Source organism: Actinoplanes couchii (assembly GCF_016862075.1).
GTDB lineage: Bacteria > Actinomycetota > Actinomycetes > Mycobacteriales > Micromonosporaceae > Actinoplanes > Actinoplanes couchii.
The window spans coordinates 18,185-33,167 of sequence record NZ_BOMG01000127.1 but is presented as its reverse complement, the minus strand read 5'-3'; the positions used below and the strand labels follow the sequence as shown (position 1 = coordinate 33,167).

Below are 14,983 nucleotides of genomic sequence, written 5' to 3'. Positions count from 1 at the left end.
GGAGGTGCGTGACGGGTTGCGGGCGGCAGCGATGATGACCGACATGCGACGCATATTGATTGTCATGGTTTCCGCTCTGGTGGGCCTGCTGGCCGCCACCGGGCCGGCCGTGGCACACCCACGGGGGATCGCGGATCGGTTCATGCTGCAAGCGGATGAGCTCGGCGGTGCGACGCCGGGACCGGTCGAGGAAGGACTGGTGTGGCCGCTGCTGCCCCAGCCCTGCACGGACCGGCCGATCCCGCAGCCGACGGCGACCAGAACGCAGGCCGCCGACTACAACACCCGGTTCCGGGTCTATCAGAACGTCAGCCGCTTCCGGGGCGACGGCGCTCAGCAGTACCTCACCGAACTGAAAGCCCAACTCGCCGACTGCGGTGTCGGCGGCGGTGACAACGGCTTCGACCCGGTCGCCGAGGATCACCTCGGGCCGGACAGCGTGCTGTTCCTGGGCAACTACGACCTGGGCGACCGGTGGGTCGCGTATGTCGCGGCAGCGGTGGACCGGCACGTCGTGGTGATCATGGTTTCCGACCCGTCCCTGGGTGCCGGTGATCCGACCCTGGCGAACGGGCTCGCTCAGGCGGCCATGGCCCGCCTCCGATAGACCGCATCCCGGCCCGGATCGCGCGTCCGGGCCGGGCCACGGATGGTCTCGGCTCTCGGTTTCCGGTAACCGACGGGAACGCGGAGGAAACCGTCAGCAGCTGGACGCCGGCTCGCGGGGCCCGGCGGGCGTAGCTCGTTTCCGCGACCGCAGGTGGAGGTAACCGGCCAGGCCGGCGGGCAGCATCAGCCAGAACGAGATCAGCCGGTAGCCGATGACGATGCCGAGTGATTCGGTGGCCGTGGCGCCGGCCGCCGTCAGGCCCGCCAGCAGGCTGGCCTCGATCACCCCCAGGCCGCCGGGGGTCAGCGGGATCTGCCGCACCACCTGCACCGTCAGGTAGACGCCGGCCAGGTGCTCCCAGCGCATCTCGGCGTCGAAGGCCGCCGCCACCAGCATCAGGCAGGCCAGGTCGAACACCCATTTCGCGGCCGCGAAGACGAAGACCGCCGCCCAGTCCCGCAGCCGGACCTGCCGGCCCAGGCGCAGCACCCGGTACGCCTCCCGGGCCAGTTTGCGCAGCCGGGGGTGGCCGGCGAGCCGGTCCTTGATCCGGGACCGGCCGACCGGCAGCCGCCGCCCCACCACGACCGCCGCCACCAGGACCGCCACCGGGATCGCGAGCAGGGCCGGGGCGGCGCTCAGGGATCCGCCCGCGGCGAGCACGACCAGGGCCAGGGCGGACACCACGCCGGACAGGACCGTGACGGCGGCGGCCGCGGCCGAGGTGGCGCCGTGCACCGCGTACTGCCGGAACGTGTAGGCGGCGGAGACCACGGCACCGGCCGGCACGACCGTGCTGATCGCGTTGGCGGCGCTGGTGATCGCCACCGTCTCGGACGGCCGGACCGGCACCCCGAACGCCACCAGCAGCCCGTGCTGCTGCAGCGCGAAGGCCAGTTGCGAGGTCAGCCCGGCGGCCACGGCCAGGGCGGCCCACCCCGGTTCCACGGCCCGCAGCAGGTCGAACAGCGCCTCCGGATCGGGGAACTGCCGGTGCACGAGCACGGCGGTGGCCGCCAACAGGGCGACCACCACCGTGGCACGCCACCATTTGCGGAACGTCGGCCCTGGCTTCACAACGACCGATCATGCCCCGCGCGTGCCACCCGTGTGGTCCCCCTGTCCCGGATCCGATCGACGGAGGACGATGAATGGCATGCGGAGTCTTCTCACGCTCGTCATGGTGGCGGCCACCGCCGTCGCGGCCACGCCCGCGACCGCCGCCACCCCCACACCCGATCTCGTCCGGGTCCGCTCGGCGTCACGGTCGCTGCCGATGCTGGCCGGAGTGGCCGGCGGATTCTTCGCCGCCGAACGGCTGGACGTCGACTATGCCCAGTTCGTGTCGTCGCGGCCGACCTTCGTCCAGGTCGACCAGCAGGAGATCGAGTTCATCGTCTCGTCGATGGACAACGCCATCAACTATCAGCTGAACCCGGGCAATCCGGCCGGCCGGATCCTGGACAACGTGATCGTCGCCGCCCACGACCTCGGTCTCGGGCTGGCGCTGACAGCGGCGCCCGGCTATCCCGACGCGACCAGTCTGCGCGGGAAACGGGTCGGGGTGGACGTACCGCATTCGGGGTTCGGTCTGCCCGCCGAGAAGATCCTGCTCGAACAGGGTCTCGTCGCCGATACCGACTACACGCTCGTGTCGGCGGGCAGCACGCCGGCCCGCTATCAGGGTTTGCTCGACGGCTCGTGGGAGTCGGCGATCATCAACGCCGAAGGGGTGGTCCGGGCCCGCGCGGCCGGGCTGCCGGTGATCGGGACGGTGGCCGACTACTTCGACGCCTACCAGGGCGGGATCGTGGCCGGAAACCGCGAGTGGCTGGCCGCCCACCGGTCGGTCGCGGTGCGGTTCCTCCGGGCGTACGTCCGGGCCATGGTCTGGCTCTTCGATCCTCGCCACCGGGACGCGGCGATCGCGCTGCTCGTGGACACGGAGACCCCACCCGAACTGGCCGCCGCGATCTACGACCTGAACGTGAGCGCGGACGGCCTGGCCCGACGCGGCGCCCTGAGCCCGGCCGGTTTCCGCGCGGTCCTGGAACTCCGCAACGAGTTCCACGGCTTCGAAACCCCACAGGACATCGACCGGTTGGCCTCGCCGGAGGGCGGCCTCTACGACCTGACCTACTACAACCGGGCAGTCGGACACTGAACTGTGGACCGAACTGGAGATCACCCCTGACCAGCGGCTTCACCCCTTGCGATCCCTTGTTACGGTGCCCGGATGCCCCGGTTCCGCATCCTGCTCCCCGTCGCCCTGCTGATCCCGGTCGCCGTCGTCGCCACCTCGCTGTGGGCAGTGAACCGGGAGGCGGCTCGGGCTCCGGAGGTACGCAAGCTCGCCGAGGTCACCCGTGAGGTCAAGGCGTACACCGAAGAACTGGAACGGACCGCCGGCCGCGATCTGGAGTCGTGGGGCGGCGGGCCGGAACCGTGCGAGCTCCGAACCTTGTCGTCGTCTACCTGGGGAACGACTGTATGAGTCCGGCTCCCGGTGAGGATCCGGGTTATCACGGAAGTTGATGTGTTCCACCGTACGGGACGACGACGGTCAAGAATGTCGTACGGCGTGGCTATGGTCTTCGGTGTTCCCCCTCCTGGTGAAAGGTGGCCCGATGCCGGCCGAGACGACCTACCTCGAACTCTCCGAGAACAGCGGGAGTGCGCACAAGTTCTACGAGGTGACCATCGACGGCACCGAGCTGACGATTCGGTACGGGCGGATCGGTGACCGTGGGCAGGTCAAGACGTCGTCGTTCACCACCGATGCCAAGGCCAAGGCCGAGGCGGCGAAGAAGATCGGCGAGAAGGTCCGCAAGGGATACGCGACTGCTGTGATCGGGCAGACCGCGCCGCGTTCGATCACCCGGCGGCAGATCGTCAGCACCCGGTCGACCGCCAAGAGCGCGCCGGTGCTGTGGCGTTACAAGACCGGCAGCCCGGCGTTCGGGGTGTTCGTCGACGACGAGGTCTGCATGGTCGGCAACGAGGCCGGTGTGATCACGACGCTGAACCACCAGGCGCAGGTCCAGCAGCAGTTCCGCCTGCCGGACGGGGTGAAGTGCATCGTCGCCGACGACCGGTGGATCTACGCGGGCTGTGACGACGGCAACGTCTACGACCTGTCCGGCAAGGTGCCGCGCCTGGCGTACCGGATCGCGCCCGAGATCGACATCTACTGGCTGGACATCCACGACGGTGTCCTCGGTGTGTCGGACGCCGACGGGGGCATCGCCGCGATCGACCACGAGGACGAGTTCCTGTGGCAGCGCAAGGGCCGCGGATCGTCGGCGTGGATGGTCCGGTGCGACGACAACGCCGTGCACCACGGGCACAGCGCCGGGGTGACCAGCTACGACTGGCGTACCGGCAAGGAGCTGTGGCACACCGGGACCAGGGGTTCCGTGCTGTTCGGCTGGCAGGAGCGGGACACCGTCTACGCCGGCACGTCCGACCGGCGGGTCGTCGAGCTGGGCAAGGACGGCCGGGACCGGCAGACCTACCTGTGTGACGCCGCCGTGTTCTCGTGTGCCGCCGCTGAGGACGGGCGCTATGTCTTCGCCGGTGACAGCTCGTCGTCGGTGTACTGCTTCGACGCCAACGGCACCCGGTTGTGGAAACTCTCCACCGGCTGCGGCTCGGCCTACTCGATGCAGTACCACGACGAGAAGCTCTACATCGTCACCACCGACGGCTCTCTGGCCTGCATCGACGCCAGCGAGCAGGCGATCCAGGCGGCGGTGAGCGGCACCGTGCCGGTGGCGGTCGACGTGAAGGCCCCGCCGCGGATGGCACAGGTCGCCCCGTCGACGACCGTCGAGATCGTCACCGACCCGGCCGACGGCATCATCGTCGAGTGTGTCGAGGAGTCCGGCCGCCTGCGCATCCGGGTGGTCACCGACGGCTACCACGGCGACTGGCAGGTCCAGTTCCCGAAGGGCATCCGCGAGAGCGGCACCCGCTACGTCGTCACCGGAGTCCGCGAGGCCTCCCGCGGCGGCTTCTACCGGGCGTACGGCGAGATCCGCCGCCTGCGCTGAGCCGTCAGGCGGCTGCTCCCCGGAGGATCGCGTCGACCAGGGCCTCCGGGAAGTCCTCCGCCGGGACGGACGAGGTCATCCGGAGCATCGACTGGATCATGCCGGGGGCCGACAGCATCAGCTGGGTCAGTTCGACGTCGAGATCGGCGCGCAACTCGCCGGTCTCGATGCCGCGCCGCAGCACCTGCCGGGTCACCTCGCGGCGTGGCTCGACGTAGGCCTGGTACATGCGGGCCAGCTCGGTGTCACGCTGCATCTCCGGCAGCAGGCAGGCGGTGACCTTGCTGAACCGTTCGGCGCGTGGGGTGCGGTGCGCTTTGATCAGCGCGATCAGATCCTCGCGCACGGATAGCCCGGCCAGCTCGGGCAGCGGACCCTTCATCGACCGGACCGCGTCGATGATCAGCGTCTCCTTGTTGGGCCAGCGCCGGTAGATGGTGGCTTTGCCGACGCCCGCCTTGGCGGCCACCGCCTCGATCGAGATGGCGGCCGCGCTCTGCCCGTCGCTGAGCAACCCCAGCACCGCGTCGAGGATGCTCTCGTCGGCTTGGGCGTTGCGGGGCCGGCCAGGAGACTTGCGCTCCTGGCCGGCCGTTGTGCTGCTGTTCATGTGGTTCATTGTTGCCGGTGTATTACGCGCCGGCCAGTTCCCGGTCCGGTTCCCCGGCCGTGGTGGGGACGACGGGCTCGGAGCGGCGCTTGCCGGGCAGCCACAGGACCGCCACCACCGCGCCGAGCAGGGCGAACACGGTCGAGCCGATGGCCGCGTAGTGCATCGCGGTGACGAACGACGCATTCGCCACGTCGAGCAGGGCGGGTGCGGCCGGTCCGGCCTGACCGGCGACCGCGTAGGCGCCGGCGATCGACTCGCGGGCCGTCTCGACGACGTCGGCCGGTAGCCCGGCCGGGGCGGTGAGGTGGTCGCGGTAGACCGAGGAGACGACCGCGCCGAGGACCGCGACACCGAGGGCGCCGCCCAGCTGGCGGATGGTGTTGCTGACCGCCGAGCCGACGCCGGCCTTCTCCCGCGGCAGCGTGGCCATGATCGCCTCGGTGGCCGGGGGCATCACGTTGGCCATGCCGACGCCCTGGACGAAGAACGCCACCGCGACCAGCGCGATCGGGGTGTCCACGCCGATGAAGGTCCAGATCGCGAGGCTGCCGGCGACCAGCAGCAGGCCGACGGTGCTGACCGCGCGCGGGCCGAACCGTTTGACCATCGAGGCGCTGGCCGGTGCGAAGATCAGCTGGCCGAGCGCGAACGGGACGAACAGCGCGCCCGAGGCGAGCGGCCCGTACCCGCGGACCATCTGCAGGTAGAAGGCGCCGAAGAACATCGCGCCCATGGCGGCGAAGAAGACCAGGCCGATGATGCCGGTCGAGGCGGAGAACTGCCGGTTCAGGAAGAGCCTGACATCGAGCGACGGGTACGCGACCCGGCGCTCCCAGAACACGAACGCCACCATGATCAGGATGCCGGCGGCGAGCGTGGACCAGGCGGCGAGGTGACCGAAGCCGTCCTCGCCACCCTTGATCACACCGTAGGTGAGCAGGGTCAGGCCGACGATCGACAGCAGCACGCCGATCACGTCGATCCGGCCGGGCCTCGGGTCGCGCGACTCCGGCACGAGCACCGCGGCCAGCGCCACCCCGGCGATCACGATGGGCACGTTGATCAGGAAGACCGAACCCCACCAGAAGTGTTCGAGCAGCACGCCGCCGAGCACCGGCCCGATCGCGACGGCCAGGCCGACCGCGCCGGCCCAGACGCCGATGGCGCGCGGGCGTTCCCGCGGGTCGAAGACGTTCGAGATGATCGAGAGGGTGGCCGGCATGACGGCCGCGGCGCCGAGGCCCATCAGGGCGCGGGCGCCGATCAGCTGGTCGGGCGAGGTCGCGTAGGCGGAGATCAGTGACGCGATCCCGAAGACGATCAGGCCGGCGATCAGGCTGAGGCGGCGGCCCCACCGGTCGGCGAGGATGCCGGCGGTGAAGAGCAGACCGGCGAAGACCAGCGTGTACGAGTTGATCGACCACTCGAGTTCGCTCTGTGTCGCGCCGAGGCCGCGGTCCGGGTCGGCGATGGTGCGCATCGCCACGTTGAGCACGGTGTTGTCGAGGACGACCACCAGCAGGCTGATGACCAGTACCCCGAGGATGGCCCAGCGCCGGGGATGCCCGGTCTGGGGCTGAGCTTGGGTTTCCATGTGCGGGTGTCCCCCGAGAGCTTTCCGAAACGGAACCGTTCCGTTTCACAAAGCAAGCTAACGCCCACCTCGCAATAACGGAACGGCTTCGTATCGAAAGTGTCCCCCGTCACCCCGCCGGGGTGAGATCGGAAGCGTTCCCCGTCACCCCGCCTGGGTGAGCATGTCGTTGACGATCTTCTGGACCGGGGACTTGGTCTCCGGGCGGCTGTAGACACCCACCGCCAGCTGCCACTTCGTGCCGTCGGGGGCGGTGATGATGTGGCTCATGTCCAGGATGTAGCGGCCGTCGGCGTTGCGGGCCACCTCGACGTACGACGTACGCTCGTCGACAAAATCGACCTTCGCACCGTCGTCGAACCAGTCCCGGGCAACCGCCACGACGTCGGCGTTCGAGCAGGAGTTCGGGCACGGGCGCAGCATGAACTGCAGGCGCTTGGTGCGGTCCGGTTCCGGCGCGTTCGCCTCGAACGGCTTACCCTCGTCGATGCACACCCACGCCTTCGCGTTCTTGATCTCGATCTTGCCGGGAATGCAGCCCCAGGTCGGCGGGGTCCGGAAGGCGAACGGCACACCCTTGATGTCCATCGTGTACGTCTGGTCACCGGCCGCCCACGACGGCCCGGCCAGCGTGCGAGCCGGAACCGACTTCAAGGTCGGCCGCACGTCGGGCCACGGCAGCGAAGCACTCGCCGACGGCGTCGCGCCACCGGACGACGGCCCCGTGCCGGCCGGTTCGGAGGTCGACGGCGCGGGTGACCACGGGTCGGCCGACGGGATCGGCACGGGGTTGAAGGTGGGCACGGCGACCGGCTGGCTGGACGTGCGGAAGACGGCCGCGCTGCCGAGCAGGCCGAAGACGCAGAGCAGCGCCACCAGCGGAACGATCATCAGGGCGATCCCGGCGCCCATCCCCCGGTGCCGCTGCGGCGGCGGGCCCATCGTCCCGTCCAGCCAGCCGATGATCGGCGCCCGGTACTCGACCTCCACCACCTGGCCCGGATAGACCGGCACGACGGAGTCGGCGGACCCGATCCGCGGCGGGATGAGATAGGGCACGTGGACGTGCACGTGGTACTGCCCGGCGGGCATCGGGATCACGGTGCGGCCCCAGCTCACCGGCACCTTGTGGCCGTTGATCAGCATCAGCGGCCGGAACAGGCCGAGAATGAAGGTCATCCCGTGGTACTTCGCGGTCAGGGCGATCGCCCCACCGTTCGGATCCGTCGGTGGCTGGTACTGGTCGTACATGGTGTTCCTCTCCCCCGGTTCGACCCGGAAGTATACGAGCCCACCAGAGACCGTCATCTAGCTGCACAAACGCCCGCGCGGAACCACCACCGGGCGTTGCACTACCGGAAAGCGCGATCACATCGATCAAGATCGTGTTCGCACTGAATCATCCGTTTTCAACGGCCCCGGAGTCGTCGGCGTCCAGGGATGCACCCGAGTCGACGATGTCATGGCCGACCAGGAACTCCCAGATGGCCCTGGCGAGCGGTTCGATCTCGTTCTCCTCGATCGAGGCGTAGTCGTCGGCGAGCAGTACGTCGGCGACGTTGCCGGCAGCCCGCCACAGCGGTTGGTCGATCGACATCACGATCAGTTCCTCTCGTCAGGATCTCGGTAGACGTGGAGCAAGAATTCGATCTGGGCGGTTCGCCCGACCCGCCACCGTGCGTGGCAACGAAGAATCGCCTGCCGCGTCGGTCATTGCGGCCTGGATCACATCGCGTGACGGTCTTCGGGGTGCTTGCGGCGCCATGCCCGAGTCCCGGCTGCTCTGACCAGCCAAGGAACCGTGCGTAGAGGTTCGGCAGCGGACCGACCGAGCTGGCCGCCCAGTCGTCGATCGCCTCGATCAGGCACGAGCCGAGGAAGATCGAGAGGCCGTGCGGGAATCGTTGGTACTGCTCGGCGAGCTCGACCTTGGCAACCGCGCAGGGCCACGCCTGACCACACACCCGGCAATCCCAGGCAGGCCGTCCACCCTGATGGTCCGTGCGAGGAATCAGCACGTGTGATTCCCTCTCGCGCGATCCTCCGGCGCCGGCGTGCGGTCTCCCTCACACACGATCAACCCCAACGGCATCGTGGAACCGGCCCCGCGTGGGCCCTCGAATCCCGCAGCCGTCGCAGGCTTCGGGGCCGATCGGCTTTCAGGCTGGCGAATCGCTTCCAGCCTCACCTCCAGGCACTCCCACGGGAGACCACAGAGACACCGCGGGCGACTCAGTAGCTGCCACCACCTGGGTGACCGTTTGCCATGCATCACGCCTCCCCGCACTCGGAAGCTCTCGCCATCACGGGATGATCATGGATAACCATCACTTCCCGCGTGCAACAACGTACGCCGATGCAACCATGCGTGCAACGCGCTCACACGTGCAACTCAAACGGATGACGCAACATGCTGAGCCGCCCGACGCCGGGAACTGCGATTTGCAACACTTGGCCCACCTGCAACAGGAGGCGACGATGGGAACGGCAAGCGCACGAAGCCTCGGCCTGGCCCTACGCAAGCTCCGAATCGGCACGGGCAACGAGCGCAGTCCGCAATGGACCCTCGAAGAGGCAGCCGCAAGCATCCGGGCGCACAAGTCGACCGTCAGTCGTATCGAGCGCGGCTTGGTCGCCGCGAGCCCGAAGGACGTCGAGGCCCTGCTCGGGTTCTACGGCGTCGATGACCAGGAGCTGACCGAATCCGTCGTGGGCCTGGCCAGGGCCGGGCGGCGGCAGAACTGGTGGGCCGACTACCGCGACATCATCCACCCGCAGTTCCGGCAGTACCTCGGACTGGAGGCAGAGGCCGCAAGCCTGCACTCCTGGCAGCCGAACATCATCCCCGGCTTGCTGCAGACGCCCGGCTACGCGCGAGCCCTGGTCACGGCATATCAGAGAGGTAAGAACGCCGAGGAGGCGACGCGGCTCGTCGACGCACGAATGGAGCGCCAGACGCTTTTGCAGGGCAAGGACGCACCGATCTTCCAAGCAATCATCGGTGAGGCGGTCCTGCGCCGGGTGATCGGCGGCAAGCAGGTGATGCACGATCAGCTCACCCGTCTCGCGGGAGCCGCCGACCAGCCGAACGTCCAGGTGCAGGTGCTCCCCTACTCAGCCGGCGCGTACGTGCCCGAGGTCGGCGGTTTCCAGGTGCTGCGCTTCGCCGACAGCGAAGCAGGAGAAGTAGTCTGCGTAGAAATCTTGGGTCGGACGCTCTACTTGGATGACCGAGCCGAGGTCGAGCTGTACCGCGATGCTTGGGAAGACGTGCTGGGAAAGGCCGCGCCACACCAGGAGTCGCTGGAGCTGATCAGGACGGCAGCCGAGGAGATGCAGTGAAGCAGGACAAGGGCTACGGCCACATCAATCAGAGCGAACTGACATGGCGCAAGGGCAGCCGCTCCTCCGGCAGCGGAAGCGACTGTGTAGAGGTCGCCGACCTACCCGACGGCGGCTTCGCACTGCGAGACAGCAAGAACCCGGACGGCCCGACCCTGTTCTTCACTCCGGGCGAGCGTACTGCGTTCGTCGCGGGAGTACGGGACGAGAACCTTCTCTAAGGACCGCATGGGACCATCGCCAAACTCCGAAGATCCGAACGCGAAATCCGATTCCAGACACATGATTGTCTACGGTCAGCTCACCCCTTTCCCCCACGGATCTTGCAGCGGACCTGAGCTCGGGCAGTGACAGAAGAGAAACGGTTCGTTCGGCCGGATAGCTCGGTGGCCGCCTCGAAAGGCATGAAACCAACCCGATCGCCGCTGGCGGTCAACAGGGGATTTGGCGCGGGCTCCAAAAAGGCCTAGGCTCTGACCAGGGTTACCCCTGGTCAGAGCCTACATCTGAGCCGCCCGACGGAATCGAACCGTCGACCTACGCTCCTCGGCCATGGCCCTCTCTAGCTTGCCACTAGTCGTCACGAGTGGTGGTTTACCAGCGCAGACGCGACTGCCCACCGATCAACGTTAGTCGCCAATCGTCAGCCATCAGCATGAGTTTTCGGGGGGTAAACGGGGGCCAGACGGAACAACGGGACCACCCCCGCAACGAACCGTCAACCCGGCCAGCACGGTGTCTACGGCGTTTGTTGGTCGGACCGGCCGTACGGGTCGCCCGCAGCGTGGAACGCGTCAGGGCCGGTGCTGGGTGCTCAGCCTTCCGGCTCCGCCGCACGAAGGTTTGCGAACGGTCTACTTTTCCGTGTTTTGTTCCGTAGTCGTCAGCCTGGTCAGCCGTCGCCGTTTGGATTGGCACCAGGTCGCCTAAGCGACCTGACATGCTGCAACTTTGCACGTAGTTCGGCCGCCTCGGCCAAACGGCCTACTCGATCAAGGAGCTCGGCACGTGTGTCGTATGCGGCGAGGGCGTGACCAGCAAAAAGCTGCGGATTTCCCTCAAATAGCTGCTCGTAAAGCTCAATGGCTTCGTCGATCGCCGTCAGGGCTATCGGCAGGTCCGCGTTCACTCTGACGCACACGCTTGCATAAGTTCGAAGCGAGAGCGCAAGACTCGGAGCATGGACAGCTGGCTGCACCTCGGCCAACCGCCGACTTATATCGATGGCGTTCTTACTTGAAGCCAGAGCCTCCTGTGGTCGGTTCAGTGCGGGCAACCAGGTGGCGAGGTTGGTCAGCGCGGCGGCTAACTCGGGTAAGTAGGTGATCGGATCCGGCACTCCGACTCTCTGATAGATGTCGATACCCTCCTCGACCGCGAGCGCCGCCTCTTCTAGGCGCCCCTGCTCGAACAGGGAAATTCCCAAGTTGTTCAACGACGCGGCGAGTCTTGGAAGGTAGGTGATTGAGTCATCGTTTGCCAGGGTGCGATATACCGCGACCGCCTCCTCAACCGTCGGGGCTGCATCAGGAAGACCTAGCTGCGTACGGACACCGCCTAGATTGATCAATGACATGGCGAGCTGCGGCAGGTTGTCGGCAAGGTTTGCATCGACCGACTGCCGGCTGATACTGGTTGCTTCTTCGGCTGGTGACAGGGCGTCTCGATAACGTCCCAATTGGAAATAGGATGCGACCAGATCAGTCAGTGCGCCCGCAAGGGCCGGCAAATATTTTAGGTTCTTCGCAGCGAGCCGGCGATAGAGCGCCGCAGCTTCCTCTCTCGGAGACAAAGCCTCGATTTGGCGCCCCAACTGCGACAGCCGGATGCCGAGATTCGTCAGCGACACCGCAGCGTTCCGCGCATGGGCGTCCGGTGCCGTCTCGGACAATCGACGATAGATGCTAGCGGACTCCTCTGCTGGCGCCAAAGCATCTTCGTATAGGCCTATATGCGCCAGAAGGGAGGCGAGGTTGGTTAGCTGGCCCGCCAGCTCGGGCAAATAGATCATTGGATTCGTTGCAGCCATCCGTCGGGAAATGGCGACGGCTTCCTGCGTGGAGAGCAGCGCCTCCCTGTGCCTGCCTGATTCCTTTAACGAGGTCCCGAGGTTGTTCAACGCGCTGGCTAGGCGAGGGAGGTGAACAGCCGGGTTCGTCTCGGCTAGTCGGCGGTTTATCGACACAGCCTCCTCGGACGCAGTCAGTGCCTGAGCGTGGTGTCCTAGCTGCAGCGACCGGGCGCTCAAGTTGCTCAGCGACACCGAGAACCCGTGTAGGTAAGCGTTCGGGTTCTTCCTGGCCAGTTGCCGGAAGATTGTGACGGCTTCCTCGGTCGGGGGCAGAGCGAGCTGATACTCACCTAGCTGAGACAGCCGGATGCCAAAATTGGTCAGCGACGTCGCCAGATCCGGCGAGTAGACGGCTGCATCTCTCTTCGCCAATCTGCGATATATCGTGACGGCTTCCTCGGCGGGAGGCAGCGCGTCGTCATGACGGCCGAGTCTGTCGAGCATGTTGCCGAGGTTGGTCAACGACACAGCGAGGTTCGGCTGGTGTTCGTTCGGATCTGTTCTCGCCAGCTTGCGGTTGAGCACGACGGCTTCCTCCATGAGGAGTAGCGCCTCATGGTCATGGCCCAGGCCTGACCGGATCATGCCGAGGTTGCCCACCGAGGATGCCAGATTGGGCAGGTGAGCGGCAGGGATCCGCTTAGCCAACGGACGAAGAATGATGATGGCTTCCTCAACGCGAATCAGGGCCTCGTCATGGTTGCCTAGTTGGGACAACATGCTTCCGAGGTTGGCCAATGACATCGCGAGGTTGGACAGGTGGACGGCTGGGTCTGTCCTCGCAAGTTGACGGTAGACCGCGGTAGCCTCCTCATACTCCAGCACGGCCTTCGTATGTTGTCCGGCGTTAGACAGGCGTCGGGCGTAGTCCATATGTAACTGGGCGTGCACTACCGGGTCGGTGGTGTGACGGAGTCGGTAGGGGACAGTCTTCTCGGTGATCGCGGCCGCGGCGATATCGAGGTCGATGTGGCGGTCGGCGGGTAGGTGCGACTCGAGAATCTCGAGAATCTCGGGGTCAACGTCGGGGATCCCGGCCAGCCGGGTCAGTGTGGCGCCGCCGGCGGTGATGACCAAGTCGGGACGGTGGCGGACGAGCGAGTACAACTGGCCGGTACGGACATGTGGCCATCGATACGCGGTCTCCACCAGGGTAGTGACCACCGCTGGGGCCCATTGTTTCTGGCCAAGGGCGCTGAGTAGCACGTCGGGCGTGGTGAGTGTCCAGTCATCGGTCAGGCCGGGCAGGTCGTCGTGGCCGTGGCCGGGCGTAGATAGGGCGATTAGATCTTCGCCGAGCCGATCAGGGTGTACCGGTTCCAGCACCGTGGTGGGGGCCGTGGGCGGGTAGCACGCGCGGTGGTCGTCGATGATTTGGTCTGCCCCGGTCTCATTACTAGCAAGCGCAGTACACAGGAGTGCCTGCCGCGCGGCGAGCCGCGGCAGGACACCCGTCAGCGTCGCCGTGAAAGCCGTACGATGCATGACTTGCGGCGGCGTCACCATCGGAGGCTCGGACCAAGCGTGGATCTCTTGCCAATGAGCTTGTTCCCGCCGCAATAGGTAAGACGACACCGCATGCGGGCGCACGGGCGGCACATAGCCGTGCCGGTGCGCGTCGACGGCTGCCAACGCGGTCATATGCACGGCTAAGACCTGCGCGAAATCGTCCCCGGATAGATCGGGCGCCGACCAGTTATCGCCTGGCACGTCGAGGGCGTTAGCAAAGCGGGTGGCCGCCACCCGGTATAGCGCTTGCCGGTCGTCGGCACTGTCGGCAGCAAGCGAAGGTAGCGCTATCTGGTCGGCTTGGATGTCCAGGTCGCTGTCGGCGCGGTTGGCTATTGCCTGCCACCAGAAGCCGGCGCTGCGGGCTAGGAGCAGCACCCGTACTTTCGTACTCGCTGCGGCGTGCAGCTGCCGTAGTTGTGTGAGCAAGGCCAACACGGCTGAGAACGGCCACCGGTCCGCATAGTCCACGACCACCAGCAGTGCCCCGCTCGTCAGTTCGACCCGGGACGCTGGCGCGGTAGTAATCTCCCGGCCCGGAACTGAAACAGGGGTATACCTCACCTGCCAGACCGTCCAGCCCGCCCTCGCATACCTGGCGCTCACCTCATCGGCAAGACGGCTCTTCCCCTGCCCGCCCGCGGCGTGGATCAGCCGGGCCGACACCGTATCATCGTCGGTCATCCAGGTGGCGAGTTCTTCCAGAGCCCGGTCGCGACCGGTGAATGGCACCACCTGGTGACGCGCTAGCAGCAGCCGACTCGGTTGTGCCCGCGCCTGGGACGCGCTTATCACCACTGGGACAATCACAGCCGGTGTCACGCGGTAAACCGGCCGGTCAACGCTGATCGTGACGTCCCCGCCCACGTGCGTGATCCGGATGTCGTCGCCGAAAACCACCCTGCCAATCACCGTGGTGGTGATGGGAGCGTTATTGTTGCCGCCAACTGCGACCGCTCCTGGGCCTGATGCCTCCACGCGGACACCTTCTGGCGTAGGCGCTTCTTCGTCGCGTCGCCTTGAAGTCATATCTTCGGACGGTGCTCGGAGCCATTGACGCGGGTGCTGATCGGTGCAGTGCTGTCACCCTCGACGGCAACCGAACCCGTATCGCTTACGTCAACTGCCGTTTCGGCGTTCGCTGGTCCGGAGGTCGGTATCCCCTCAGCAGACGCATCAGTGCAGGGTCCGC

The 14,983-nt window shown here is 66.8% G+C and carries 12 protein-coding genes; 6 read left to right on the top strand and 6 right to left on the bottom strand.

What is annotated here, in order from left to right:
* Positions 1 to 64: 64 nt before the first annotated feature.
* Positions 65 to 607 (top strand): hypothetical protein, encoded by a 543-nt coding sequence (locus Aco03nite_RS49015; RefSeq protein WP_203809462.1) that lies wholly within the window; start codon positions 65 to 67, stop codon positions 605 to 607.
* A 93-nt stretch (positions 608 to 700) separates the two neighbouring features.
* Here Aco03nite_RS49015 and Aco03nite_RS49010 read toward each other — a convergent pair whose 3' ends face one another.
* Positions 701 to 1,687 carry a lysylphosphatidylglycerol synthase transmembrane domain-containing protein gene (locus tag Aco03nite_RS49010; protein WP_203809460.1) on the bottom strand — a complete coding sequence of 329 codons (987 nt, stop codon included), beginning with the start codon at positions 1,685 to 1,687 and terminating at the stop codon, positions 701 to 703.
* Between the two features lie 79 nt (positions 1,688 to 1,766).
* On the opposite strand from Aco03nite_RS49010, the gene Aco03nite_RS49005 reads away from it, so the two are divergent.
* The 3 genes from Aco03nite_RS49005 to Aco03nite_RS48995 all read left to right on the top strand — a co-directional run bounded on the left by Aco03nite_RS49005 (position 1,767) and on the right by Aco03nite_RS48995 (position 4,662).
* Positions 1,767 to 2,774: an ABC transporter substrate-binding protein gene (locus Aco03nite_RS49005; RefSeq protein WP_203809458.1), complete on the top strand. Its 1,008-nt coding sequence runs from the start codon at positions 1,767 to 1,769 to the stop codon at positions 2,772 to 2,774.
* A gap of 72 nt (positions 2,775 to 2,846) precedes the next feature.
* A complete protein-coding gene (locus Aco03nite_RS49000) occupies positions 2,847 to 3,104 on the top strand; it encodes a hypothetical protein (protein ID WP_203809456.1) in 258 nt (85 codons plus the stop codon).
* A 133-nt stretch (positions 3,105 to 3,237) separates the two neighbouring features.
* A complete protein-coding gene (locus Aco03nite_RS48995; RefSeq protein WP_203809453.1) occupies positions 3,238 to 4,662 on the top strand; it encodes a WGR domain-containing protein in 1,425 nt (474 codons plus the stop codon).
* A 4-nt stretch (positions 4,663 to 4,666) separates the two neighbouring features.
* Here the strand turns inward: Aco03nite_RS48995 and Aco03nite_RS48990 are convergent, their stop codons facing one another.
* The 4 genes from Aco03nite_RS48990 to Aco03nite_RS48975 all read right to left on the bottom strand — a co-directional run bounded on the left by Aco03nite_RS48990 (position 4,667) and on the right by Aco03nite_RS48975 (position 8,466).
* Positions 4,667 to 5,272 (bottom strand): TetR/AcrR family transcriptional regulator, encoded by a 606-nt coding sequence (locus Aco03nite_RS48990; protein WP_239146066.1) that lies wholly within the window; start codon positions 5,270 to 5,272, stop codon positions 4,667 to 4,669.
* A 22-nt stretch (positions 5,273 to 5,294) separates the two neighbouring features.
* Complete coding sequence (locus tag Aco03nite_RS48985) at positions 5,295 to 6,869, bottom strand: MFS transporter (protein ID WP_203809449.1); 1,575 nt, start codon at positions 6,867 to 6,869, stop codon at positions 5,295 to 5,297.
* Positions 6,870 to 7,013: 144 nt separating this feature from the next.
* Positions 7,014 to 8,177: a hypothetical protein gene (locus Aco03nite_RS48980; protein WP_203809447.1), complete on the bottom strand. Its 1,164-nt coding sequence runs from the start codon at positions 8,175 to 8,177 to the stop codon at positions 7,014 to 7,016.
* 91 nt (positions 8,178 to 8,268) lie between these two features.
* Positions 8,269 to 8,466 carry a hypothetical protein gene (locus tag Aco03nite_RS48975; RefSeq protein WP_203809445.1) on the bottom strand — a complete coding sequence of 66 codons (198 nt, stop codon included), beginning with the start codon at positions 8,464 to 8,466 and terminating at the stop codon, positions 8,269 to 8,271.
* Positions 8,467 to 9,179: 713 nt separating this feature from the next.
* Here Aco03nite_RS48975 and Aco03nite_RS48970 point away from each other — a divergent pair.
* Together Aco03nite_RS48970 and Aco03nite_RS48965 are read left to right on the top strand one after the other, a co-directional pair.
* A complete protein-coding gene (locus tag Aco03nite_RS48970) occupies positions 9,180 to 10,211 on the top strand; it encodes a helix-turn-helix domain-containing protein (RefSeq protein WP_203809443.1) in 1,032 nt (343 codons plus the stop codon).
* Entirely contained in the window at positions 10,208 to 10,432 is a 225-nt protein-coding gene (locus Aco03nite_RS48965) for a DUF397 domain-containing protein (protein WP_239146065.1), read from the top strand. Before Aco03nite_RS48970 ends, Aco03nite_RS48965 begins: the two co-directional genes overlap by 4 nt.
* 671 nt (positions 10,433 to 11,103) lie before the next feature.
* On the opposite strand, the gene Aco03nite_RS48960 is transcribed toward Aco03nite_RS48965, so the two are convergent.
* Entirely contained in the window at positions 11,104 to 14,769 is a 3,666-nt protein-coding gene (locus Aco03nite_RS48960; RefSeq protein WP_239146064.1) for a tetratricopeptide repeat protein, read from the bottom strand.
* Between the last annotated feature and the right edge of the window lie 214 nt (positions 14,770 to 14,983).